Below are 23,732 nucleotides of genomic sequence, written 5' to 3'. Positions count from 1 at the left end.
TCACACGGCAATGCGGTTACGTACATCCGGATCCTCGAGGGCGGCGCCATCGCCCGACATCACCACAGCCCCGCGTTCCATCACGACGAAATGGTCCGCAAGCTCCTTGGCGAAGTCGAAATACTGTTCGACCAGCACGATGGCCATATCGCCCTTGCTCCGCAAGTAGCGGATGGCATTACCGATGTCCTTGATGATCGAGGGCTGGATGCCCTCGGTCGGCTCGTCGAGCACCAGCACCTTGGGCCGCATCACCAGCGCGCGGCCGATGGCGAGTTGCTGCTGCTGGCCGCCGGAAAGGTCGCCGCCGCGCCGCCGCAGCATCGAATCCAGCACCGGGAACAGCGAGAACACGTCGTCGGGAATGAAACGGTCCGCGCGCTTCAAGGGCGCGAAGCCGGTCTGCAGATTCTCCGACACCGTCAGCAGCGGGAAGATCTCCCGCCCCTGCGGCACGAAGGCGATGCCGCGCCGCGCCCGCTCGGCCGGCTTCATCGTGGTGATGTCGTCACCGTCGAAGCGGATGGCCCCGCGGGCGACCGGCTGCTGGCCGACGATGGCGCGCATCAGGCTGGTCTTGCCCACGCCGTTGCGGCCAAGCACGCAGGTCACCTTGCCGGGCTCCGCCTTCAGCGAAACCCCGCGCAAGGCCTGCGCAGCGCCGTAGAACAGGTCGATGTCCTGGACTTCCAGCATGAACCCTCAACGCCCCAGATAGACTTCGATGACGCGCTCATTGGCGCTGACCTGGTCGAGCGTGCCCTCGGCGAGCACCGACCCTTCGTGCAGGCACATCACCCGCACGCCGAGATCGCGCACGAAGGTCATGTCGTGCTCGACCACCACCACCGAATGGCCGTTGGCGTTGATCTCGCGCAGCAATTCGGCGGTCTGCGCCGTCTCGGCGTCGGTCATGCCGGCCACCGGCTCGTCGACCAGCAGCAGCTTCGGGTCCTGCGCCAGCAGCATGCCAATCTCCAGCCACTGCTTCTGCCCGTGCGACAGCGCGCCGCCGAGTCGGTCGCGGTGCCCGCTCAGCTTGATGGTCTCGAAGATCTCGTCGATCTTCTCGCGCTCGGCGGCGGTCTCGCGCCGGAAGATGTTGGCGAGCGCGCCGCGCTGCCCCTTCAGCGCGAGGCGCAGATTGTCGATCACCGTGTGCATCTCGAACACGGTCGGCTTCTGGAACTTGCGGCCGATGCCGAGCGTGGCGATCTGCGTCTCGTCGAGCTTGGTGAGGTCGGTGGTGCCACCGGCGAAGAAGACGTCGCCCTTGTCGGGGCGGGTCTTGCCGGTGATCACGTCCATCATCGTCGTCTTGCCGGCGCCGTTCGGTCCGATGACGGCGCGCATCTCACCGGGATCGACGGTGAAGGACAGCGAGTTCAGCGCCCGGAAGCCGTCGAAGGTCACGGTGACGCCGTCGAGATAGAGCAGCGCTTCGGTCAGGTCCTTCTTGGCGATGGCCTCTACGGGGACGTCGGGTTCAAGCGTGTCGGTTGCGCTCATGTCGGTCCCCTCACTCGGCCGGCTTGGGTTCGGGCAGCTTGTCGGGCGGCGCCAGATCGTCGGGCGCCAGATCCTCCGGCGCCGGCGCGCGGGCGCGGCGCCAGTCGTAGAAGGTGCCGACGATGCCCTTGGGCAGGAACAGCGTCACCGCGACGAACAGGCCGCCCAGCATGAACAGCCAGTAGGGCGCCAGCAGGCCGGAGGTGAAATAGGTCTTGGCGTAGTTCACCAGCACCGCGCCGAGCGCTGCGCCGACCAGCGTGCCGCGTCCGCCCACCGCCACCCAGACGATGATCTCGATGGAGTTGGCGGGCGAGAACTCGCCGGGATTGATGATGCCGACCTGCGGCACGTAGAGCGCCCCGGCGATGCCGGCCAGCATGGCCGAGACCACGAAGGCCACCACCTTGTAGTTCTCCGCCCGGTAGCCGGTGAAGCGCACCCGCGTCTCGGCGTCGCGTATGGCGATCAGCACCTTGCCGAAATGCGAACGCACCAGGAAGCGGCACAGAACGTAGCCCAGCGCCAGCGCCAGCGCCGAGAGCACGAACAGCACGAGGCGGGTTCCGTCGGCCTGGATGTTGAAGCCGAGTATGTCCTTGAAGTCGGTGAGGCCGTTATTGCCGCCGAAGCCCATGTCGTTGCGGAAGAAGGCCAGCAGCAGCGCGAAGGTCATCGCCTGGGTGATGATCGATAGGTACACGCCGGTTACGCGCGAGCGGAAGGCGAACCAGCCGAACACCAGAGCGAGGATGCCCGGCGCCAACAGCACCATCAGCGCGGCGAAGGGGAACATGTCGAAGCCGTGCCAGAACCACGGCAGTTCCTTCCAGTTCAGGAACACCATGAAGTCCGGCAGCACCGGGTCGCCATAGACGCCACGCGGGCCGATCTGGCGCATGAGGTACATGCCCATCGCATAGCCGCCGAGCGCGAAGAACGCACCATGGCCGAGCGAGAGGATGCCGACATAGCCCCAGATCAGGTCGACCGACAGCGCGAGCAGCGCATAGGTCAGGTACTTGCCGAGCAGCGAGACGACGTAGGTCGGCACGTGCAGGGCGGAGTCCGGCGATGTCAGCAGGTTGAGCGCCGGCACCAGCACGGCGGCTCCCAACACCACGGCGAGGAAGACGAGGCCGCTCTTGCCGAGCAGCACGGGTTGCGGCGTCAGGGCGTTGCTCATGATTCGATCGCCCGCCCCTTGAGAGCGAAGAGGCCGCGCGGCCGCTTCTGGATGAACAGGATGACGATGACCAAGAGCGCGATCTTGCCAAGCACCGCGCCGGCATAGGGCTCCAGCATCTTGTTGGCGATGCCGAGCGACATGGCGCCGACCAGCGTGCCCCAGAGGTTGCCCACGCCGCCGAACACCACGACGAGGAAGCTGTCGATGATGTAGCTCTGGCCGAGATTGGGCGACACGTTGTCGATCTGGCTGAGCGCCACCCCGGCGATGCCGGCGATCCCCGAGCCCAGGCCGAAGGTCATGGCATCGACCCAGTTGGTGCGGATGCCCATGGAGGCCGCCATGCGGCGGTTCTGCGTCACCGCCCGCATCTCCAGCCCGATGCGGGTCAGCCGCAGCGTCGCCAGCAGGGCGACAAACACGAACATCGCGAAGACGATGATCCACAGCCGGCCATAGGTGATGGACAGCTGGCCGAGCTCGAAGGCGCCGGACATCCAGCCGGGCGCGCCGACCTCGCGATTGGTCGGGCCGAAGGCGGTGCGGATCGCCTGCTGCAGGATCAACGAGATGCCCCAGGTGGCGAGCAGCGTTTCCAGCGCCCGGCCGTAGAGGAAGCGGATCACCGTGCGCTCGATCAGGACGCCGATCAACCCGGTGAACAGGAAGGCGACGGGAATGGCGATCAGCAACGACAGGTCGAACAGCGCCGGATTGTAGGTGCGGATCAGTTCCTGAACCACGAAGGTCACATAGGCGCCAAGCATCACCATCTCGCCATGCGCCATGTTGATGACGCCCATCACGCCGAAGGTGATGGCGAGGCCGATGGCGGCGAGCAGCAGCACCGAGCCGAGCGAGACGCCGTACCAGATGTTCTGGCCCACCGACCAGATGGCGAGGCTGCGTTCGATGCCGGCGATGGCGTCCTGCGCCGCCGCCTTCACCGCCGGAGAAGCATCGGCCGGCACGCTGCGCAGCACGGCGAGCGCGTCCTGGTTGCCCTGCTCGCCCACCGTGGCGATGGCAGCGATGCGGTCGGCGTCGGGAACGCCGGCCTTGCCGATCAGGATGGAGGCGCGGGCGAGCGTCAGCGCCGACTTCACCTTGGCGTCGGCCTCCTTGGCGAGCGCGGCGTCGAGCGCCGGCAGCGCCGCCTCGTCGCGGGCGCGCATCACCGCACTCGCGGCCTCCAGCCGCTTGGCCGGGTCCGGATTGACGAGCGCCAGCGTGCCGCTCGCCGCCTCGATGGCGCGGCGGATGCGGTTGTTCACCCGCACCGCCTTCGCGCCCGGCGGCGCCTCGGCCACCGGCTGACCGGTCGCGGCGTCGACGAGGCCGCCCTGCGGGGTCTTGATCAGCACCTGCCTGGTGGCCGGGCTGTACATCAGCCGCCCATCGGCCAGAGCCGCGACAATACCGGCGGCCGCCGGGCTGCCACTCAAGGCGAGCGCCCCGAGCGCGGCTTCGGTGTCGTCATATTTGTCGGTGGTGAGCTGGGCCAGCGGGGTGCTGATGTCGGGCGCCGCTCCCTGGGCGACGGCAGCGCGCGGCAGCAGGAGGGCGCCGGCGATCAGGCCGAGGGCGAGGAGCAGCACGCAGCCGAGACGGCTGGGAAGGCCACGGGAAATCATCGTCATCCGTCGGTGCGAGTGCGGATGGAGCCGGAAGCGGTCCGGCGGCGAGTCGCCCGGCGGCGGGTCGCGCCCGCCGCCGGGTCGATCGAGAAAGGTGGGTCGGGCCATCCGCATCGGGCGGAAACCGGCCGGACCGTCCCTCATCGGCCGCGCATCACTGCGCGCCGCAGGTCACTGCGCGCCGCACTTGCCGGTCTTGACGTTGAAGTTGCCGCAGTTCATCGGCGAGCGCCAATCGGCGATCAGGTCCTTGGAACCTTCGAGATACGGCGACCATTCTTCGGCGACGATCAGGCCGGGGGTCTTCTCGACGACGTCGAACTGGCCGTCATCCTTGATTTCGCCGATCAGCACCGGCTTGGTGATGTGGTGGTTCGGCATCATGGTGGAGAAGCCGCCGGTCAGGTTCGGCACGGAAACGCCGATCAGCGCCGGGATGACCTTGTCCGGATCGGTGGTGCCGGCCTTCTCGACCGCCTTGACCCACATGTTGAAGCCGATGACGGTGGCTTCCATCGGGTCGTTGGTCACGCGCTTGTCGTTCTTGATGTAGCCGCGCCACTTCTTGATGAAGTCGGCGTTCTCCGGCACGTCGACCGACTGGAAGTAGTTCCAGGCAGCGAGATGGCCGACCAGCGGCTTGGTGTCGATGCCGGCGAGCTCTTCCTCACCCACCGAGAAAGCCACGACCGGGATGTCGGTCGCCTTGATGCCCTGGTTGCCGAGTTCCTTGTAGAACGGCACGTTGGCGTCGCCGTTGATGGTCGAGACCACGGCGGTCTTCTTGCCCGCCGAGCCGAACTTCTTGATGTCGGCGACGATGGTCTGCCAGTCGGAGTGACCGAACGGCGTGTAGTTGATCATGATGTCCTCGGCGGCGACGCCCTTGGACTTCAGATAGGCCTCGAGGATCTTGTTGGTGGTGCGCGGATAGACGTAGTCGGTGCCGGCGAGCACCCAGCGCTTCACACCCTCGTTCTCCATCAGGTAGTCGACGGCGGGGATCGCCTGCTGGTTCGGGGCGGCGCCAGTGTAGAACACGTTGCGCTCGCTCTCCTCGCCCTCGTACTGGACGGGGTAGAACAGGATGCCGTTGAGCTCCTTGAACACCGGCAGCACCGACTTGCGCGACACCGAGGTCCAGCAGCCGAACACCACCGCGACCTTTTCCTTGGCCAGCAGTTCACGAGCCTTCTCGGCGAAGAGCGGCCAGTTGGAGGCCGGATCGACCACGACCGGGACCAGCTTCTTGCCGAGAACGCCGCCGGCGGCGTTCTGCTGGTCGACCATGAACAGCACGGTATCCTTCAGCGTCGTCTCCGAGATGGCCATGGTGCCGGACAGAGAGTGGAGGACGCCAACCTTGATCGTTTCCTGGGCAGCGGCGGGCACGGCGACACCGGCAATCGCCAGGGCGGCAGCGCCGGCCATGGCGCGGCCAGCCACGCGGCGCGCATGGGAGAACAGATTAGACATAGTTGTTCCCTTCTGGAGTTCACACGCAGGACCCCCGTCCGCGTGCCGGAAGGCAGGGTTGCAACGCCCGTGCCAAACCAACTTTCGGGAAACGCAATACGTCGAATGCCGCAGAGCCACGCGTCATTCGGAAATTAGATCAAAAATTGAGCAAATGCCGCTCGGCTGAGCGACCTGTATGCAGAGTTCCCAGCCGCGCCCAAACGCCCGGCAGGATCAGGCGGCAATTTCACGCCGCCTGCCGCAGCCGCTCCAGCCGGTCGAGCGCGGCGTCGAGCGTGGCGTCGGTCTTGGCGAAGCAGAACCGCACCACGCTGCGCACCGCGTCGCGCGCATAGAAGGCCGAGACCGGGATGGCGGCGACGCCGTGGCGCTCCACCATGTCGCGGCAGAACGCCTCGTCGTCCAACCGCGGATCGATGGCGGCGAGGTCGACATTGAGGAAGTAGGTGCCGGCGCTCGGCAGCGGCGTCAGGCCGATCGCGGCGAGCCCATCGGCCAGCCGGTCGCGCGAGCGCTGCAACCCGGCGCGCATGCCCTCGAACCAGGCGGGGTCCTTGCCGAGCCCATAGGCGAAGGCGTGCTGCAGCGACGGCGGAGTGGTGAAGGTGAGAAACTGATGCGCCTTGGACAGGCCCTTCATCAGTTCCGGCGCCGCGCAGACCATGCCGACCTTCCAGCCGGTCATGCCAAAGATCTTGCCGGCGGAGGCGATCTTCACGCTGCGCTCGCGCAGGCCCGGCAGCGACAGCACCGAGACATGACGGCGGGCGTCGAACACCACATGCTCCCACACCTCGTCGGCGACCAGCACCGCGCCGGAGCGCCGGCAGAACTCGGCCAGCAGTTCCAGCTCGTCGCGCTCGAACACGCGGCCGGTCGGGTTGTGCGGGTTGTTGAACAGCACGACGCGGGTGTTCGGCGTGAAGGCGCTCGCCAGTACCTCCTCGGTCAGCCGCCAGTGCGGCGGGGTCAGGCGGGCGAGGCGCGGCACGCCGCCGGCCCGCTCGACCAGCGGGAGATAGGCGTCGTAGAGCGGCTGGAACAGCACCACCTCGTCGCCCGGCTCGATCAGCGCCAGCAGCGCGCCGGCGATCGCCTCGGTGGCGCCGGAGGTCACCATGATCTCGCCGGGATCGAGATCGAGCCCCTGCCAGTGGCGGTAATGCGCCGCCGCCGCCTGCCGCAGCTCCGGCACGCCCATCATCGGCGGGTACTGGTTCCAGCCGTCGAGCACCGCCTGCGCCGCCTTCTCGCGCACGTCGCGCGGGCCGGGATCGTCGGGGAAGCCCTGGCCGAGATTCACCGCGCCATGCTGGCGCGCCAGCTGCGACATGGTCTCGAAGACGGTGGTGGGAAGCCCGGCGAAGATCGAATTCATTTACAGCGCGTCCGCGTAAAATAACGCGATCTGACATCGCGCCTCTGTCTTATCGGTCCGCCGCTTGCAAAAGGGAAGGCCCGCTTTGGTGGCAGGCCCGCAGAAAGACCCGCGGGACCGCCGAATCAGGCGCCCACCAGCACCGCGTGATTGTCGAAGCGCGGCCCGCCGGAGCGCCGGGCGATCACCCCTACCCCCTCGTCGTCGACGCCGATCAGCACGACCTCGCCGAGCCCGGAGGTGGCGAGGAAGCGCCCGCCCTCCTGGGTGGGGGCGAGGCCGCAGCCATCGACCAGCGGCACGCCGCCGAGGAAGCGTCCCTCGCGCGTCCACACCGCGACGCGATTGCCGCGCGGGCTGGCGGCGGCGACATAGCGGCCGGAGCGGTCGACCGCCACCGAGCCGATATAGGTGCGGAAGCCACGCCACGCCTCGTCCGGCGCGTCGAAGGCGCGCAGCCGCCCGTCCGGCTCCACGGCATAGACCAGCGGCCGGGCGATGGAATCGTTGAGCAGGTCCTGCGCCGCCACCACCACCAGCCCGTCATCCGAACGGGCGAGATGGCGCAGCGACAGCGAGACGAGGTCGCCGTCGAGCGCACCGACCGCGCGTATTTGCCCGCTCGCCGGATCGAGGATGGCGACGCTGGCATCGGCGACCTCGGCGCCGAGCGCCTCCGGCGTGTGCGGCTCGATGCCGCCATTGGCGACCACCAGCCCGCCGAGCGCCGGCAGCATGTCGTGCGGGCCGATGCCGGACGACGCCCATTCGGCCACCACCGAAAAGCCGTCCGCCACCTCGCGCAGCGAGACGACGCCCTGCCCGCTCTCCCGCTCGATCTCCACCGCGTAGAAGCGCCGGCCGCCCTCGACGAACCGGCCATGGCCGGAGAACACGCGCCCCTGGCCCGGCTCGAAGCTGGCGAGCACCTGGCCGGCGCGGCGGTCGAACAGCACGGCGGTGGTGCCGGGGCGGCGCGCCACCGCCACGGCGGTGCGCCCGTCCGGGCTCGGTTCCACCCAGTGCAGCCGCTGGGCGCCGTGTCCCACCGTGGTGGCATCGAAATCGGCGGAGAGCACCACCGGCGCGAAGCCGCCCTCAACCCCGGCGGTCGCCAGCCATTCGGCGTCGAGCAGGTGGTCGCGCGCATGGGCGGCGCCGAGCAGCGCGCGCGGCATCGCCATCAGCCCGCCGAGGCCGGCAAGCAGGTTGCGGCGGGTGGCGGAAAGTGCGCCCATCTCGGCCTCCTAATCGCCATCGAGGGAATTGAAGCCGAGCGCGACGCCGAGCCCGGAGGCGAGCGGATCGGCGACGCTCGTCTGTGCTGCCTTGAAGACGGTGATGGCGTCGTGCAGCGCCTTACGCCCCTGCGTGGTCTTGGTGGCAGCGCCGATGTCGTCCGGCAGCTTCGCCGCGGTGGCATCGGCGGCGGCGAACGCCTTGTCGAGCGCCTCGCGACCCTTGGGGTCGAGCCCTTCGCCGAGCCGGGTGCCGAGCGAGTCGGCGCTGGTGATCATGGCGACGATGGTGGCCTTGGAGCGACCGCTGCGTCGGCGGTCGGCCGTGAGCGGCTTGGCATCGTCCGCCGTCTTGCCGAGCACGGCGAGCATGCGCTGGTCGACGACGCGCTGATAGGCACCGGCGAGATCGGTGACGATCTGGTTCATCAGCGCCGAGGGATCGGGGAAATACACCGGATCGGACTTGCCGGCGATCAGCTGTGCCAGCAGGCCGTCCTGCCGGTTGCCCCAGCCCTGGCGGATCTCGCTGGCGATGGCCTCGATATTGGTGGCGATGGCGAGGCCGATGGCGCAGCGGCGCGGCGCCTCGGCACCCGACAGCAGCAGCGCGTCGGCATTGTCGTCATAGAGCAGGCGCTCCAGCGCCGGCAGGCCCTGCGCGGCGGCGCTGAGGCGGGGGAAGCGCTCGGCATGCAGCCGCTCGTCGGTCGGATCGGCGACGAGATCGGCGAGCGAGCGCCCGACGGCGTTGCGCCGCTCGGGGAACAGGTTCATCCGGTCGGACCGCAGCGACAGCATCACCGGGCCGAAGGTGATGAACTCCACCGCCGCCCAGCTATCCGACACCGCGCCGAAGCGGGTCTTGAGCCCGGCGATGCCAGCCTGCGACGGCGCGGCGCAGAAGGCCTGCCAGGCCTCGCGATTGGCGCGGGCCTCGGCGAGCAGCGTGTCATAGCGCGGCAGCAGCCAGCTCTCCACCACCTCGGGCGCCGAGAGCGCGGCGGCATCGGCGCGGCCGACGAAGAAGGTGCTCAGAAGCGAAGCGGCGGCCGCGACGACGGGCACGCCCTGCGCCGCCTGCCCCATTTGCGAGGCGAGCGCGAGGACAAGGGCTAAGGGTGAACGGCGCATGGTGAAATCCCCGGCTCGCGGATGGCATCACAAACGAGAAACGTAGTCGATCAGGCGACGGCGGTCGCGGGCGGAAAGCGCGTCGAAGCGGCGACGGGCGCCCGCCGCCTCGCCGCCATGCCAGCTGACGGCGGCGGCGACATCAGCAGCCCGGCCGTCATGCAGCAGGCCGGTGCGCTTTTCCAGCGCCCGCGACAGGCCGGCGAGCGGCGCGGTACGCCATTCGGCCGCGGTGGCCCCCGGCACGCCGGCCGAATCGGCGAGGCCCTCGCCCATGTCGTGCAGCAGCACGTCGGTGAACAGCGCCACCGTGCCGCCGCCCGTCGTCGGCAGGGAGGGACGGTGGCAGGCGGCGCAGCCGGTGGCGGCGAACAGCCGGGCGCCGCGCGCATCGGCCGCATCGCCGGTCGGCTCCGGCACCTTCAGCCCGCGCAGATAGGCGACGATGCGTTCGACGATGGCGGCGGAAATCTCCGGCTCGCCCTCAGCGTCGGGGCCGTGCGGCGCGTTGCGGCACTGGGTTTGCGCCTCCGTGCAGTCGCCCCACGGTTCCATCCGCAGCGGCGTGGACAGGCCGAGATCGAGCGCGAAGGCCTCCGCCGTCTGGCCCGCCAGCGTCGGATGGCTGGCCTTCCAGCCGAAGCGACCGATGCGCGAGCCGCCTTCCGGCACCTCGAAGCGGCGCGCCCGGCCGCGCACGCCGTCGCCATCGCGGTCGTCGGGATCCTCCAGCGCCAGGATCGCCGCGTCGGGCACCAGTTCGAGCCGGCCGCGCCCGCGCAGTTCCGGTGCCGTCCGCAGCGAGATATGCGTTGCCGCATCGAGCGGCCCATAGCCGAGCGCCTGTGGCTGCGGCACCGGCCGCCCGTTCTCGACCGTCACCCGGAACGTACCCTCCGCCGGCACGCCAGGCAGGGTCATGGTCTCCAGCCGGTGACCATAGACCGGGTCGCCAGCGCCGTCCGTCCGGAACAGCGACAGCACCAGCCCGAGTTCCTCCGGCACGCCCTGCGCGTCGAGCCGGGTCGCGCCCGGCCCGGCGCCGGGATGGCAGGCCGAGCAGGAGCGTGCGTCGAACAGCGGGCCGAGCCCGTCATTTGCGCGGGTGGAGCTGGGCGCCGGCACCCAGGGCCGCTCGAACAGCGCCTTGCCGATGGCACGGTCGAGCCCAGCGTCGTCGGCTGCCATGGCAGGCGCAGACATAAGAGCGAAGAGTGCAACGAGGAAAGCCGCACCTCTCCCGGAGGGGGAAAGATCGGCCCGGCGGGCCGGATGAGGGGGACGCACGGCTGGGAAGTGCTCAACACCGCGCGCACCCTCTCCCCCACGGCGAGAGGGTGCGCGTCGCCCTGGAGGGATCCCACTCATCTCAGACCACACGGAACCAGCCCATCATGCCGGTCTCCATGTGTTCGAGGATGTGGCAGTGGAACACCCAGTCGCCCGGCGCGGCAACGAAGGCGATCTCCACCGCCTCGCCCGGCTGGGTCAGCACGGTGTCGGCGAAATGCTTCGGCAGACGCCCCTTGCTGGAGGAAAGCACCGCGAAGGCATGGCCGTGCAGGTGCACCGGATGCGGGTAGCGCGTCTCGTTCTTGATCTCGATGCGGTAGCTCTTCCCAGCCTCCATCCGCGCCAGCGGCGGCGGCAGGTGGCGCTGCTCGCCGGTCGGCCAGGATTGCTGGGCAATCGACCAGTAGGTGGTCGAGCCGACGCACAGGCTGTCGATCAGCGCCTTGGCGAGCGGATCGTTGGGCGAGAGGCCGGTCTCCTTCACCGCCGCGTCGGTCGCCTGCTGCAAGGTGAAGGAGTGGAACTCGGCCGCCGCGAGGTCCGGGAAGGGCAGCTTCGGCGGCGGCAGCGCCAGCGGTCCCCGGCGGCGCGGGCCGCGCGCCCTCCCCTCGGCGGAGATCGTCGCGAAGGTGAAGACGTCGGAAGCGCGATAGTCGCCCACCGTCACCGGCGCGCCGTCGCGCGGCATGCGCACCTGCACGTCGATGCGCTGGGCCGGGCCCATGCGCCAGATACCGTCCGGGAGCCTGTCCATCGGCAGCGGCGGCAAAGCGTGGCCGTCAACCGCGATCAGCCAGGCCTCGGCACCCTCGACGCCGATATCCATGATGCGGGTGGAATCGAGGTTGAGGATGCGCAGCCGCACATCGCCGCCCGCCGGCGCGGCGAGGTCGAGATGCGCGCGCCCGTTCACCGTGCGGGTGGCGCCGAAGGTGCCGGCCTTGGCGGCACCTTCCGGCTCGGACATCGGCAGGAAGCCGCCGGTGTCGTCGACGCGCCAGTCCTTCAGGCACAGCACATGCTCGACGTCGAATTTGGGATCACGAGGATCCTCAACGATCAGCACGCCGGCAAGGCCGCGCCCGGCCTGCCCGGTCTCGTCGCAATGCGGGTGGAAGAAGAAGGTGCCGGGATCGTCGAGCGGAATGCGGTAGGTGAAGCCGCCGCCGGGCTCGACCAGCGGCTGGGTCAGCGTCGGCACGCCGTCGAATTCATTGGGCATGCGGATGCCGTGGAAATGCACGGTCGAGCCTTCGGAAAGCCCGTTGGCGAACCGGGCCTCCAGCCTTGTGCCGCGCGGCACCCGGATCTGCCGGAACAGCTCGCCGTCATAGGCATAGACGCGGCTCGGCGCCCCGGCGCCGGGCAGTTGCCACGCCGTCTCGCCGGCGGCTAGCGTCAGGTGCTGGGTCGGTTCGAAGGGCACCGGCACGCGGGCAAGGCCGGTACGGGCCGGCGCCAGCACGGCTCCGGCGCCGAAGGCCGCGCCCGCGGCCAGCAGGGCGCGGCGCGAAATGGCCGCGCCCCCTGTCATCACGGGCGCCTCACTCGCCGACCTTGGACGGGTCGTCGAGGCTGTCGGAGCCTTCTACCTTGATCTTCAGCTTCAACGCCGCGACCACGCCCTCGATGGCGCGGGTCTGGGCGACGAGCGAATCGACGCCCTTCTGCACCAGCGCGTTGCCCTCGGTGTTGCCCTCGCCGATCATCTGGTCATAGGCCTGCTTGCCGCTGTCGGCCTCGTCCTTGATCGCCTTCAGCGCAGCGAGCGCGGCGTCGATCTTGGCCTCGGCCTCCCCGGCGGGCTTGGGCGCCAGCGCGGCGGCATAGGCGGCAACCGACGGACCCTCGACGACGCTGCCGTCGACGCGGGTGTACTTGCCGCGATAGATCGAGGCGATGCCGGTCTCGTCATAGAAATGCGAGTTGTGGGTGTTGTCGGAGAAGCAGTCATGCTCCTCCTCCGGATCGTGCAGGATCAGGCCGAGCTTCATGCGCTCGCCGGCGAGTTCGCCATAGGACAGCGAGCCGAGGCCGGTGAGGATGGTGCCGAGCGCCGCCTTGTCCTTCTGCTTCAGCACCACGGCGCGGGCCTTGCCCTTGGCGCCCCACGCCTTGGTCATCTCCTCGAGGTCGCTCACCAGCAGGTCGGTGGCGGCCTTGAGATAGGCGGCGCGGCGGTCGCAATGGCCGTTGGTGCAGTTCTTCAGGTCGTAATCGGTGGCGGGACGGTTGCCGGCGCCCGGCCCGGTGCCGTTCAGGTCCTGGCCCCACAGCAGGAACTCGATGGCGTGGTAGCCGATGGCGACGTTGGACTCGACGCCGCCGGCCTCCTGCAGGCTGTTGAGCAGCTTGGCGTTGATCTTGGTGGCGTCGATGGTCTTCTTGCCGACGCGGATCTTGGTGTTGGCGATCACGTTGGCGGTGTAGAGCGGGTTCTCGTCCGAGGAGGTGCCGTAGCTCTTGTCGACATAGTCGATCAGCCCCTCGTCGAGCGGCCAGGCGTTCACCCGGCCCTCCCAGTCGTCAACCAGCGCATTGCCGAAGCGGAAGCCCTCGGTCTGCTGGTAAGGCACACGGGCGGCCTTCCAGGCGGTGCGGGCCTTGTCGAGATTGGCCTGGGTCGGATAGGCGAGGAAGGCGTCGACCGCCACCTGCAGCGCCTTGGCGGTGGTAAGCGCGTCGGAATACATCGCCTCGGCGATGTTGGCGTAGGTGACGACGACGTCGCGCACCTTCGGCGCGGTTTCCGCCCGGACCGGACCGGCGGCGACCAGCGCCCCGAAGGCGACCGCCGCCATCAGCGTCGAGGTGAACTTCTTGGGCGCGGCGAATTTCATCAGGCTGGCTCGCATCGGATTTCCTCCCGCCGCCACGCGGCGTCCCTATCCATCGACGCGAGTCCTACGCCAGCCTGCCAAGCAGTCGCAAGATGTCATCTCTACTTTAGAACTATTATACTCTACAGCCACCTTAGGTCATCGGTAAAATTTCTTATAGAAACATTGAATACTACACTCGCTGAAATCATCACCCCTCGACGAAACTAGCTAGGGCTTCCGTCAGGTCGTCGTCCACCACCTCGGCGAGCGGCCGAAGAATCTTCGCCGCTTCGGTGCGGCGGCCGGGCCGCATGATCAGGATCACCGTCTCGGCGCCGCCGCAGGCCGGATCGCCACAGGCGATCTCGCTGATCGAAATGGTGGTGTCGTCGTCGGCCGCGAGCATCCGCCGCGCCTTCGCCGCGAGTTCGCGCGCCGCGTCCGGCGCCGCCTCGGCCGTGCGTCCGCTTCGGAAGAACAGCCGCGCCATGGATCCCTCCTGCATGCCGTCCCGCATGCGCCTCGTGCCGCCATCTCGAACAGGTAGGCCCCGAACCGCCCCGCCGCAAGCGACCGCACGGTTACTGGAACGACGCCAAGTAATCAGCACCCGGCTCAGTTTAGAACTATAATAATCGTCGAAGATAATCGTTGTACGCAGCAGAATCGTCGAGTAATCAGATGGCGAAGTCCTCGACGGTGTCATGATCGCCCGGCCGGGGACCTGGGACCGAACAGTTCGCGAGGCCGTTTTCCCGGCTGGTCTCGTGAACCGCGCGGGACGGTGGCACGCGCTCCCTCAGCTGCCGTCCCGCGCCACTTCCTCCCGATCCGGCCGTTCGTCGCCGGAGATTTTCACGTTCGATATTTCGCCTGGCCCATCCGCCGCCACCCAGCCGCCGGTCCACGGATCAGGAACAGGCAGGCCCAGCTGGCCCGCCATGCCGGCCGCCGCCTGCCAGCCGGTGGCGAAGCAGGCCTGCAGCAGATAGCCGCCGGTCGGCGCCTCCCAGTCCAGCATCTCGCCGGCGGCGAACACGCCCGGCCGCGCCCGCAGCTCCAGTGCCTCGGTAAGCCCCTCCCTCGCGAGGCCACCGGCCGAGGAGATCGCCCGCTCGATGCCGGCAATGGCGGCGACGCGGACCGGCACCGCCTTGGCCAGTGCGGCCAAACCGGCGGGATCGGCGGGCAGCTGCAGCGCCGCCTCGCGCATCAGCCCCGCCGCCACCGCCGGCAGTCCGGCCTTGCGCAGCCGGTTGGACAGGGTCTCGCCCTTGCGGGCCGAGGCCAGGCGCGTCGCCAGCACCTCGACGGCGAGGTCCGGCCGCAGGTCGAGGGTCAGCACCGCCTCCCCGGCCGCCAGTTCGTCGCGCAGCCGGTCGGTGAGCGCGTAGATGCCGCCGCCCTCAAGCCCCTGCGCGGTGATCACCGCCTCGCCGCGCAGCGCCCGCCCGCCGGCAGCGAGGCCGATGCGCTTCAGCGGTTCACCGGCGAAGCGCTGGCGGAAGGTCTCGCTCCACGCCACCGCCACGCCGGCATTGGCCGGCCGCAGCGGGCGCAGCTCCGCCCCCGTCGCGGCGAGAATCGACGCCCAGCCGCCATCGGTGCCGAGCCGCGGCCAGCTGGCGCCGCCGAGCGCCAGCAGCGTCGCGCTCACCTCCCGCACCGTCTCGCCCTCCGGCGTGGCGAAGCGCAGGCGGCCGGCCTCGTCCCAGCCCAGCCAGAGATGGCGCGGGGCGAACGTCACGCCCAGCCCGTCGAGCCGCCGCAGCCAGGCGCGCAGCAGCGGCGAGGCCTTGAAGCTCCGGGGAAACACCCGGCCGCTGGAGCCGACGAAGGTCGGCTCGCCCAGGCCTTCCACCCAGCTGCGCAGGCGGGCGGGAGGGAAGGCATCGAGCATCGGCGCCAGCCAGTCCGCCGCCGCGCCATAGCGGGCGAGGAAGCGCTCGCGCGGCTCGGAATGAGTGATGTTCAGCCCGCCGCGCCCGGCCATCAGGAATTTGCGCGCCGGCGCAGCGAGGCGATCATACACCGTCACCTGAGCCCCTGCCGTGGCCAGCACCTCGGCGGCGAGGAGGCCGGCCGGGCCGGCGCCGATGACCGCGACAGTAGGGCGGTCGGCGAAAGAGGAGTCGTTTCCGGTCATTGGCGCCATCGGCTGAGAATTCGTTTCAGGAGGAGGCAGGCGGCATTCGTCGAGTCGGCGCAACGGCTTGCGCGCGGCGGTTCAGAAAGCGATTCCGCGCGGCTGCCCAGCAGCGACGGCAACGCCGCAGCAACTGGCGAACCGATTCCGCTCGCCCTGCCAGCGCGTTGCCGGCTCATGTCTTTTCCGGGTCGGCGACATCGCAGATGCGCAGGCTGGGCTGCGCCCTCCCCTGCCAGCTGTCGAGGTCCAGCATGCCGGCGACGTGGCGCGTCTGCCCCCGGCTCCCCAGCAGCGCCTCGCCGAGTGGTGTCGCCGCCGCGCGGAAGGCGACGCCGGACAGCACCGAGCCGTCGGCAGCGCGCAGGCGCACCCGCACCTGGTCGGCGCTGCCGGCCTCGGCATAGACGATGCGGTGGGCGGGAAAGGCGAACACAGGTTGCGGATTGCCGGCGCCATAGGGACCGGCGCGCTCGACCAGCTCGATCAGCTCCGGCGTCGCCGCCCCGGCGGAGAGCGCGCCATCCACCACCGTCTCGTCGACATGGCGGGCGCGCTCGACCGACGGCGCCAGCTCCGCCTCCAGATAGGCGCGCAGCGCGCCGAGCTTGTCGCGCTCCACCGTCAGCCCGGCAGCCATGGCGTGGCCGCCGCCCTTCACCAGGAGCCCGTGCTCGACGGCGCCGCGCACCGCGCGCCCGACATCGACGCCGGGGATGGAGCGCGCCGAGCCGGCGCCATGCGCGCCGGTGAACGCCACCGCGAAGGCCGGGCGACCGAACTTCTCCTTCAGTCGCGCCGCCACCAGCCCCACCACGCCGGGGTGCCAGCCCTGCCCGCTCGCCAGGATCACCGGGCTGGTGCCCTCGAGCCCGAGCGCGGCCTCCGCCTCGGCCTCGGCCTGGGCGACGATCGCCTTCTCCACCTGCTGGCGCTCGGCGTTCAGCCGGTCGAGCTCGGCGGCGAGCGCGCGTGCCTCGATCGGGTCGTGGCTGAGCAGCAGCCGCGTGCCGAGCGCGGCGTCGCCGATGCGCCCGCCGGCATTGATGCGCGGCCCGAGCAGGAAGCCGAGATGCCAGGCCTTGGGCGGCCCGGAGAGCCGCGCCGCGTCCATCAGCGCCGTCAGCCCCGGCCGGTCGCGCCGGCGCAGCACGGCGAGGCCCTTGGTGACGAAGGCACGGTTGAGCCCGGTCAACGGCACCACGTCGGCCACCGTGCCGAGCGCGACGAGGTCGAGCATGGCCAGGAGGTCTGGCGCCGGCCGCTCGGCCGTCCACCAGCCGCGCCGGCGCAGTTCGCGCACCAGCCCGACGGCGGTGACGAAGACCAGCCCGACCGCGCAGAGATGGCCGAGCCCCGACAGGTCGTCGATGCGGTTGGGGTTCACCAGCGCCGCCACCGGCGGCAGCGCCTCGCCCGCCTGGTGATGGTCGATCACCACCACGTCGAGGCCGATCGCGGCGGCGCGGGCGAAGGGCTCGAAGCTCATCGTCCCGCAATCGACGGTCGCCAGCAGGCTGGCACCGGCAGCGCGCAGGGCCTCGATGGCGGGGATGTTCGGCCCGTAGCCCTCGAAGATGCGGTCGGGAATGTGGAAAGCCGGGTCGAGCCCGCCGGCGCGCAGCACCTCGACCAGCAGTGCGGTAGCGGTGGCGCCGTCGACGTCGTAGTCGCCGAACACCGCCACCTTCTCGCCGCGCGTCACCGCATCGGCGAGCCGCGCCACCGCCGGCTCCATGTCGGTCAGCGTGTCCGGATCGGGCAGCAGGTCGCGCACGGTGGGATCGAGATAGGCCGGCACCTCGTCGAGGCCGACACCACGGCCGGCCAGCACGCGGGCCAGCAGTTCCGGCACGCCGTGGCGCTGGGCGATGGCGAGCGCGGTGGAGGCGCCGCGCATGTCCAGCCGGTCGCGCCAGAAGCGGCCGGTGGCCGAGCGGGCGACGCTGAGAAAGGCACGGACGGGCGGCGGGGCGGCGGGCAGGTCGAGACTCATGGCCGCATAGAGCCCGAACCGCGCCTCCGCGTCGAGTGGCGCGGCAGGCCGCCCTCGAACGGGGTGCCGAACGGCATATCGCGGCCGGCGTTGTCCGCTCTTCTTGCATCCGCAGATTGCGGCTATGATCGGCCGTTCGCGACACCCAGACAGGGGAAGCGCAGATGGACGCCAAGTATCGCGCCAAGTATCGGGCATGCCTGCCGCTGCAGGCCGACAAGGTCTTCATCATCGACGGCGGGCTGGAGACCACGCTGATTTTCGAGCAGAACGTCGATCTGCCGCTGTTCGCGTCCTTCACCCTGCTCGACAGCGAGGAAGGCCGAGCCACTCTCAGCGGCTATTATGCGCGCTATGCGGCGCTCGCCCGCCATCACGGCCTCGGCTTCGTACTGGAGACGCCGACCTGGCGCGCCAATGCCGATTGGGGCGCGCAGCTCGGCTTCGACTCCGCCCGGCTCGACGCCCTCAACCGCCGGGCCATCGAACTGGTGGCCGACATCCGCGAGCGCTTCGAGACCGACGCCTCGCCCATGGTGCTCAACGGCGTCCTCGGGCCGCGCGGCGATGGCTACGAGGTCGGCCAGATGATGTCGACCGCCGAAGCCGCCGACTATCACACGCCGCAGATCCGCAGCTTCGCGGCAAGCGCGGCGGATCTGGTCGGCGCCTTCACCCTCACCTATGCCGAGGAGGCGGCCGGCATCGCCCTGGCGGCCCGGGCCGCCGGCATTCCCTCGGTGATCTCCTTCACGGTCGAGACCGACGGGCGGCTGCCGAGCGGACAGAGCCTGCGCGAGGCGATCGAGCAGGTCGACGCCGAGACCGATGCCGCGCCGGCCTTCTTCATGGTGAACTGCGCGCATCCGCTGCATGTCGAGCCCGCCCTCGCTGGAGGCGGCGACTGGCTCGCCCGCATCCGCGGCTTCGAGGGCAATGCCTCCACGCTCAACCATGCCGAGCTCAACGCGTCGCCGACGCTTGATCCCGGCGATCCCGTCGATTTCGGCCGGCGCTACCGCAGCCTGCGCGAGCGGATGAAGCAGCTCACCGTGCTCGGCGGCTGCTGCGGCACCAGCTACGCCCATATCGAGCAGATCTGCCTCGCCTGCCTGCCGGAACAGGCGTGAGGCATCCCGGCGGGGAGCGTCACCGTACCGTCACCACGACGTAACGTCATCGACATGCTCGGGGGTCACAGGAAGGCGGTCGCGGCGCCCCGCCGCTTGTCTTCAGGAGACCCATCCATGAACCGCACTGAGATCCGTGCGAGCCTGCTGGCTGGTGCCGCGCTGGCGCTGGTCGCGCTGGCGCCGGCGGCGCGCGCCGACCAGGCCTATCCCGCCACGCTCGCCGGCCATGCCGTGCTGCCGGCCGAGAGCTTCATCGAGATGCCCGCCGACGCCCCGGCGGATCTGAAGACCTCCGGCAAGTACACCACCGGCAAGCGCGTCGAGGCCATCGGCACCGTGGAAGGCAAGTCGGGCGGTCGTCCCACCGGCGTGTCCGCGCCGTTCAAGGGCCAGCCATTGCAGGGCCATTCCGGCATCAAGGTGATGCCGGACGGCTCGTTCTGGATCATCACCGACAACGGCATGGGCGCCAAGGCCAACAGCCCGGATTCGGCGCTGTACCTCAACCGCTACAAGATCGACTGGCAGACCGGCCAGTTCGAGCGGCTCGAAACCGTCTTCCTCACCGACCCCGACAAGAAGGTGCCGTTCCGCATCGTCCACGAGGGTACCGAGAAGCGCTACCTCACCGGTTCCGACTTCGATCCCGAGAGCTTCCAGATCATCGGCGACGACATCTGGATCGGCGAGGAATTCGGCCCCTACCTGATCCGCGCCGACAAGAGCGGCAAGGTGCTCGGCGTGTTCGAGACCGTGGCCGGCGAAACGCCGGTGCGCTCGCCCGACCACTACATGGTTACCTCCGCCGGCGCGCCGAACGCCACCGCCGAGTTCAACGCCCGCCGTTCCAAGGGCTATGAGGGCATGGCGTCGTCCAAGGACGGCAAGTTCCTCTACGCCCTGCTCGAAGGCCCGCTGTGGGACGCCGCCAAGAAGGACTGGCAGAAGACCGCCGAGGGCAAGGAATTCCTGCCGATCCTCGAATTCGACGTCGCCGGCCAGAAGTGGACCGGCCGCATGTGGCAGTACCCGCTGGAGCAGAACGGCAACGCCATCGGCGACTTCAACATGATCGACGCCACCACCGGTCTGATCATCGAGCGCGACAATGGCGAAGGCACCGCCGACAAGGCCTGCGCCACCGGCACCAAGGGCCCGGACTGCTTCCACGACCTCGCCAAGTTCAAGCGCATCTACAAGATCGAGCTGACCGACGCCAATGCCGGCGGGCTGGTGCGCAAGATCGGCCATATCGACCTGATGGCCATCGCCGATCCGGACAAGAAGTCGCGTAAGCCGCTCACCGACGGCAAGCTCGCCTTCCCGTTCTTCACCATCGAGGACGTCGATGTCGTCGACGCCACCCACATCGTGATGGGCAACGACAACAACCTGCCCTTCTCCTCCTCGCGCGACCCGAAGAAGGCCGACGACAACGAGCTGATCCTGCTCGAGGTCGGCGACTTCCTGAAGGCCAAGTGAGCTGAAGGCAAAACGAGCCGCGAGGCGTGACGGGTCCGGCCGGGTCTCCCGGCCGGACATCTCCTATTCGGCGGCGTCCGGCAGCGTCGGGGTCGGCTTGCGCAGGATGAGCGCGACGCCCACCACCATGATCAGCGCGCCGATCATCTTCACCGGCGAGGGATCGTCGCCGATCAGCACGATGCCGAACAGCACGGTAAGCAGCGGGTTGAGCATCGAATAGGGCACTACGGCATTGATCGAATGCCGCTGCAGCAGCCAGTACCAGATGCCGTAGCCGATGATCGAGGACCCCACCGCGCTGTAGACCACCGAGAACCAGCCATTCCAGCCGGCGGTCGCCAGCATGCCCCAGTGGTCGGCCTCGAAGATCCACGACGCCAGCAGCAGTTGCGGCACCGAGAACAGCGACGACCAGCCCATCATCGCCATCGGGCGGATGCCTTCCACCTGCTTGACGATCAGGTTGGTCACCGCCCAGCCGCTGGCACTGACCAGCAGCAGCGCCAGCGCATAGGGCGGCGGCAGCGTCGGGCCGGCCGCCAGCACCAGAATGCCGGCTACCGAGATGAGAAGGCCGGCGGTGCGCGCCAGCCCCAGTGGCTCGCGCAGCAACAGGCAGGCGAGCACGGTGGCGATCGGCGCCCCGAGCTGCAGGACGACAGCGCTGGTGCCCGCCTCGGCATGTTCGAGCGCGGTGAACAGCAGGCCGAAATGCAGCGTACCGAAGGTGAAGGACACCAGGAGCACGCCGGGCAGCTGCCGCAGCGTGATGCGGGTGAAGGGCACCAGCAGCGCCGAGACCATGATGAAGCGCAGCGCCGTCATCAGCATGGGTGGGATCTCCGCGACCCCGAGCTTGATGACGATCATGTTGAGCGCCCACAAGCAGACCACGGTGAGGGCGAGCAGCTTGTCGCGGAACGGCATTGCGGACCAACAGGGGGAACACGCGATCCGGCGGCGGAACGCAAGCCGCCGGACGATTCGACACATGCCGGTCCGGCAGGATGGGACATATCCCCCGCGGACGGCGAAGCAAAGACCCGCAGCCCCATGCCTGCCCTGCGATGCCGGCATGGCCGGTTAAGGAATGGTAGGAAACGGCGAACCCGACAGCGCGCCGAGGACCGGCGCGGCGCCCTGCCGTCTTGCCTCCGGCCGGCGCCGCTTTATGGTGCGCGCCATGCTCGACCTTTCCCTCCTCGGCCGCCTCCAGTTCCAGCACACCGCCCCGACCAAGCCGCCGCTGCCGCCCGGCCGGCACGATCTCGGCCTGTTCGACGAGCGCGACTACGTGCTGGTTGTCCCCGAGGGCATCGACCCGTCGCGGCCGACGCCATTCATGTCGCTGTTCCATGGCGGCGGCGGCAGCGCCGAGAAGATCCTGCCGATCATGCGCCGGCACGCGGAGGAGCGCGGCTTCCTGCTGCTGGTGCCGCAGTCGCTGTTTCCCACCTGGGACATCGTCATCGCCGGCAACGGGCCGGATCGCGAGCGGCTGGACATCGGCTTCGCCGAAGTGGCCGCTCGCTTCGCCCTCGACCCCACGCACTTCGCCTTTGCCGGCCATTCCGACGGCGGCAGCTATTCGCTGTCCACCGGCCTGTCGAACGGGCAGCTCGTCACCCACATCCTCGGCATGTCGGCCGGCTTCATGACGGTGCTGGCGCAGGAGGGCGAGCCGAAGGTGTTCATCGCCCACGGGCAGAATGACACCCAGACGCCGATCCGTACCGCCGGCCGTTCGCACGCCGCCAAGCTGCGGGCGGCGGGCTACGATCTCACCTATGTCGAGCATGACGGGCCGCACGCCTCGCAGCCGTCCATGGTGCAGCTCGGCGTCGACTGGTTCCTCGCCGACCTCGCCGAGCCGGCGTGAACGAAAAACGCGCCCGCTCGTAGGAGCGGGCGCGCAAGTTCTCCGAGTACGCACAGTTGCGTGGGTCAGGGTCGCCGAGGCGCGACCCCTCGGGAACGGGGTGCGGATGCCGCGCAGACGGCGCCCGCACACCGAGGACGAAAGGCGATCAGCCCGCCTTCTTGAACTTCGCGGCCTCTTCCGAACCGCCGGTGGCATTGCCCTTGGAGTAGGAATGCGCGCCGACGCCGGCGAGGTTTCCGCCCTGCACGATGAGGTACTCGTCGCGGATCGGACGACCCTCGAAGAAGCACTCCAGGATCTCACGCGTGCCAGCCGCATAGCGGGTCTGGGCGGTGAGCGAGGTGCCCGACATGTGCGGCGTCATGCCGTTCCAGGCCATGGTACGCCAGGGATGGTCGGCCGGGGCCGGCTGCGGGAACCACACATCGCCCGCATAGCCGGCGAGCTGGCCGTTCTCGAGCGCGCGGGCAATGGCGTCGCGATCGCAGAGCTTGCCGCGGGCGGTGTTGACGATATAGGCGCCGCGCTTGAACAGCTTCAGCGTCTCGTCATTGACCATATGCTCGGTCTCGGGATGCAGCGGACAGTTCAGCGTCACCACATCGCAATGCGGGTACATGTCGGCCGGCGAGTCGTGCCAGGTGAGGTTCAGCTCCTTCTCCACCGACTCCGGCAGGCGGTGGCGGTCGGTGTAGTGCAGCTTCACGTCGAAGGGCGCGAGGCGGCGCAGCACCGCGAGGCCGATGCGGCCGGCGGCGACGGTGCCGACGCTCATCGCTTCGAGGTCGTAGGAGTGCTTCACGCAGTCGGCGATGTTCCAGCCGCCCTTGCGCGCCCAGTCATGCGCCGGGAGATAGTTGCGCACCAGGCCGAGGATCATCATCACCACGTGCTCGGCGACGCTGATCGAGTTGCAGTAGGTGACTTCCGCGACGGTGATGTTGCGGTCGATGGCCGACTGCAGGTCGACATGGTCGGAGCCGATGCCGGCGGTCAGCGCCAGCTTCAGGTTCTTCGCCTTGGCGATGCGCTCGGGGGTGAGGTAGGCCGGCCAGAACGGCTGGGAGATGACGATGTCGGCGTCGACGAGTTCCTTCTCGAACACCGAGTCGGGGCCGTCCTTGTCGGAGGTCACCACCAGCGTGTGGCCGTTGGATTCGAGATATTTGCGCAGGCCGAGCTCGCCGGAGACCGAGCCGAGCATGGTGCCGGGGGTGAAGTCGATGGCCTTCGGCGTCGGCAGGGTCTGGCCGCCCGGATAGTGGTCGATCTTCGGCAGGTCGTCGCGCGCATAGGTCTTGGGGTAGCCGTCGATCGGATCGTCGTACAGAACGCACAGAACCTTGGCCATGTCGGTATCTCCTCCTGTTGGTCCCCGCGGACCGTTGGGGTAAGCGGAGGCGTTCCCGCC

19 protein-coding genes are annotated in these 23,732 nt (G+C 69.3%); 3 read left to right on the top strand and 16 right to left on the bottom strand.

Features of this window, described 5'->3' with window-relative positions; genetic code table 11:
- From urtE to recJ, 14 genes are all read right to left on the bottom strand, one after another.
- Positions 1–696: an urea ABC transporter ATP-binding subunit UrtE gene (urtE, locus tag KHC28_RS20540; RefSeq protein WP_214010229.1), complete on the bottom strand. Its 696-nt coding sequence runs from the start codon at positions 694–696 to the stop codon at positions 1–3.
- 6 nt (positions 697–702) lie between these two features.
- Positions 703–1,509, bottom strand: coding sequence for an urea ABC transporter ATP-binding protein UrtD (urtD, locus tag KHC28_RS20535; protein WP_246565046.1), 807 nt, complete (start codon positions 1,507–1,509; stop codon positions 703–705).
- Positions 1,510–1,519: 10 nt separating this feature from the next.
- Positions 1,520–2,695, bottom strand: coding sequence for an urea ABC transporter permease subunit UrtC (gene urtC, locus KHC28_RS20530; RefSeq protein ID WP_214010228.1), 1,176 nt, complete (start codon positions 2,693–2,695; stop codon positions 1,520–1,522).
- Complete coding sequence (gene urtB, locus KHC28_RS20525) at positions 2,692–4,332, bottom strand: urea ABC transporter permease subunit UrtB (protein WP_214010287.1); 1,641 nt, start codon at positions 4,330–4,332, stop codon at positions 2,692–2,694. The genes urtC and urtB overlap by 4 nt, the downstream gene beginning before the upstream one ends.
- 174 nt (positions 4,333–4,506) lie before the next feature.
- A complete protein-coding gene (urtA, locus tag KHC28_RS20520; RefSeq protein ID WP_214010227.1) occupies positions 4,507–5,811 on the bottom strand; it encodes an urea ABC transporter substrate-binding protein in 1,305 nt (434 codons plus the stop codon).
- Positions 5,812–6,040: 229 nt separating this feature from the next.
- A complete protein-coding gene (locus KHC28_RS20515; protein WP_214010226.1) occupies positions 6,041–7,192 on the bottom strand; it encodes an aminotransferase in 1,152 nt (383 codons plus the stop codon).
- A gap of 125 nt (positions 7,193–7,317) precedes the next feature.
- Positions 7,318–8,430, bottom strand: a complete 1,113-nt coding sequence (locus KHC28_RS20510) for a DUF1513 domain-containing protein (protein ID WP_214010225.1) — start codon at positions 8,428–8,430, stop codon at positions 7,318–7,320.
- A gap of 9 nt (positions 8,431–8,439) precedes the next feature.
- On the bottom strand, positions 8,440–9,564 hold the full coding sequence (locus tag KHC28_RS20505) for an imelysin family protein (RefSeq protein ID WP_214010224.1): 1,125 nt from the start codon (positions 9,562–9,564) through the stop codon (positions 8,440–8,442).
- Positions 9,565–9,591: 27 nt separating this feature from the next.
- On the bottom strand, positions 9,592–10,752 hold the full coding sequence (locus KHC28_RS20500) for a di-heme oxidoredictase family protein (RefSeq protein WP_214010223.1): 1,161 nt from the start codon (positions 10,750–10,752) through the stop codon (positions 9,592–9,594).
- 181 nt (positions 10,753–10,933) lie between these two features.
- Positions 10,934–12,391, bottom strand: coding sequence for a multicopper oxidase family protein (locus tag KHC28_RS20495; RefSeq protein ID WP_246565045.1), 1,458 nt, complete (start codon positions 12,389–12,391; stop codon positions 10,934–10,936).
- A gap of 10 nt (positions 12,392–12,401) precedes the next feature.
- The gene (locus tag KHC28_RS20490; RefSeq protein WP_214010221.1) at positions 12,402–13,712 is read right to left on the bottom strand and encodes an imelysin family protein; all 1,311 of its coding nucleotides are present in this window, start codon (positions 13,710–13,712) and stop codon (positions 12,402–12,404) included.
- 175 nt (positions 13,713–13,887) lie between these two features.
- Positions 13,888–14,169: a hypothetical protein gene (locus KHC28_RS20485; protein ID WP_214010220.1), complete on the bottom strand. Its 282-nt coding sequence runs from the start codon at positions 14,167–14,169 to the stop codon at positions 13,888–13,890.
- A gap of 309 nt (positions 14,170–14,478) precedes the next feature.
- A complete protein-coding gene (locus KHC28_RS20480) occupies positions 14,479–15,834 on the bottom strand; it encodes a TIGR03862 family flavoprotein (RefSeq protein WP_376772771.1) in 1,356 nt (451 codons plus the stop codon).
- A gap of 166 nt (positions 15,835–16,000) precedes the next feature.
- Complete coding sequence (gene recJ / locus KHC28_RS20475) at positions 16,001–17,821, bottom strand: single-stranded-DNA-specific exonuclease RecJ (protein WP_214010218.1); 1,821 nt, start codon at positions 17,819–17,821, stop codon at positions 16,001–16,003.
- Positions 17,822–17,985: 164 nt separating this feature from the next.
- Here recJ and KHC28_RS20470 point away from each other — a divergent pair, with 164 nt between their 5' ends.
- Together KHC28_RS20470 and KHC28_RS20465 are read left to right on the top strand one after the other, a co-directional pair.
- Positions 17,986–18,951 (top strand): homocysteine S-methyltransferase family protein, encoded by a 966-nt coding sequence (locus KHC28_RS20470; RefSeq protein WP_214010217.1) that lies wholly within the window; start codon positions 17,986–17,988, stop codon positions 18,949–18,951.
- Positions 18,952–19,083: 132 nt separating this feature from the next.
- Positions 19,084–20,436 carry an esterase-like activity of phytase family protein gene (locus tag KHC28_RS20465; protein ID WP_214010286.1) on the top strand — a complete coding sequence of 451 codons (1,353 nt, stop codon included), beginning with the start codon at positions 19,084–19,086 and terminating at the stop codon, positions 20,434–20,436.
- A 63-nt stretch (positions 20,437–20,499) separates the two neighbouring features.
- Here KHC28_RS20465 and KHC28_RS20460 read toward each other — a convergent pair whose 3' ends face one another.
- A complete protein-coding gene (locus tag KHC28_RS20460; RefSeq protein WP_214010216.1) occupies positions 20,500–21,366 on the bottom strand; it encodes a DMT family transporter in 867 nt (288 codons plus the stop codon).
- Between the two features lie 256 nt (positions 21,367–21,622).
- On the opposite strand from KHC28_RS20460, the gene KHC28_RS20455 reads away from it, so the two are divergent.
- Positions 21,623–22,318 (top strand): alpha/beta hydrolase, encoded by a 696-nt coding sequence (locus KHC28_RS20455; protein WP_246565043.1) that lies wholly within the window; start codon positions 21,623–21,625, stop codon positions 22,316–22,318.
- Between the two features lie 148 nt (positions 22,319–22,466).
- Here KHC28_RS20455 and KHC28_RS20450 read toward each other — a convergent pair whose 3' ends face one another.
- Positions 22,467–23,672, bottom strand: a complete 1,206-nt coding sequence (locus tag KHC28_RS20450; RefSeq protein WP_214010214.1) for an NAD-dependent formate dehydrogenase — start codon at positions 23,670–23,672, stop codon at positions 22,467–22,469.
- Positions 23,673–23,732: the final 60 nt, after the last annotated feature.

Source organism: Ancylobacter sonchi (assembly GCF_018390695.1).
In the GTDB taxonomy this organism is placed as follows: Bacteria; Pseudomonadota; Alphaproteobacteria; order Rhizobiales; family Xanthobacteraceae; genus Ancylobacter; species Ancylobacter sonchi.
Note: the sequence above shows the minus strand (reverse complement) of the source record. Positions and strands in the feature narration are given on the sequence as shown.

Coding starts and splice junctions, on each gene's coding strand:
- urtE (WP_214010229.1), bottom strand. CDS start 696: ATGCTGGAAGTCCAGGACATCGACCTGTTCTACGGCGCTGCGCAGGCC.
- urtD (WP_246565046.1), bottom strand. CDS start 1,509: ATGAGCGCAACCGACACGCTTGAACCCGACGTCCCCGTAGAGGCCATC.
- urtC (WP_214010228.1), bottom strand. CDS start 2,695: ATGAGCAACGCCCTGACGCCGCAACCCGTGCTGCTCGGCAAGAGCGGC.
- urtB (WP_214010287.1), bottom strand. CDS start 4,332: ATGATTTCCCGTGGCCTTCCCAGCCGTCTCGGCTGCGTGCTGCTCCTC.
- urtA (WP_214010227.1), bottom strand. CDS start 5,811: ATGTCTAATCTGTTCTCCCATGCGCGCCGCGTGGCTGGCCGCGCCATG.
- KHC28_RS20515 (WP_214010226.1), bottom strand. CDS start 7,192: ATGAATTCGATCTTCGCCGGGCTTCCCACCACCGTCTTCGAGACCATG.
- KHC28_RS20510 (WP_214010225.1), bottom strand. CDS start 8,430: ATGGGCGCACTTTCCGCCACCCGCCGCAACCTGCTTGCCGGCCTCGGC.
- KHC28_RS20505 (WP_214010224.1), bottom strand. CDS start 9,564: ATGCGCCGTTCACCCTTAGCCCTTGTCCTCGCGCTCGCCTCGCAAATG.
- KHC28_RS20500 (WP_214010223.1), bottom strand. CDS start 10,752: ATGGCAGCCGACGACGCTGGGCTCGACCGTGCCATCGGCAAGGCGCTG.
- KHC28_RS20495 (WP_246565045.1), bottom strand. CDS start 12,391: ATGACAGGGGGCGCGGCCATTTCGCGCCGCGCCCTGCTGGCCGCGGGC.
- KHC28_RS20490 (WP_214010221.1), bottom strand. CDS start 13,712: ATGCGAGCCAGCCTGATGAAATTCGCCGCGCCCAAGAAGTTCACCTCG.
- KHC28_RS20485 (WP_214010220.1), bottom strand. CDS start 14,169: ATGGCGCGGCTGTTCTTCCGAAGCGGACGCACGGCCGAGGCGGCGCCG.
- KHC28_RS20480 (WP_376772771.1), bottom strand. CDS start 15,834: ATGGCGCCAATGACCGGAAACGACTCCTCTTTCGCCGACCGCCCTACT.
- recJ (WP_214010218.1), bottom strand. CDS start 17,821: ATGAGTCTCGACCTGCCCGCCGCCCCGCCGCCCGTCCGTGCCTTTCTC.
- KHC28_RS20470 (WP_214010217.1), top strand. CDS start 17,986: ATGGACGCCAAGTATCGCGCCAAGTATCGGGCATGCCTGCCGCTGCAG.
- KHC28_RS20460 (WP_214010216.1), bottom strand. CDS start 21,366: ATGCCGTTCCGCGACAAGCTGCTCGCCCTCACCGTGGTCTGCTTGTGG.
- KHC28_RS20455 (WP_246565043.1), top strand. CDS start 21,623: ATGCTCGACCTTTCCCTCCTCGGCCGCCTCCAGTTCCAGCACACCGCC.
- KHC28_RS20450 (WP_214010214.1), bottom strand. CDS start 23,672: ATGGCCAAGGTTCTGTGCGTTCTGTACGACGATCCGATCGACGGCTAC.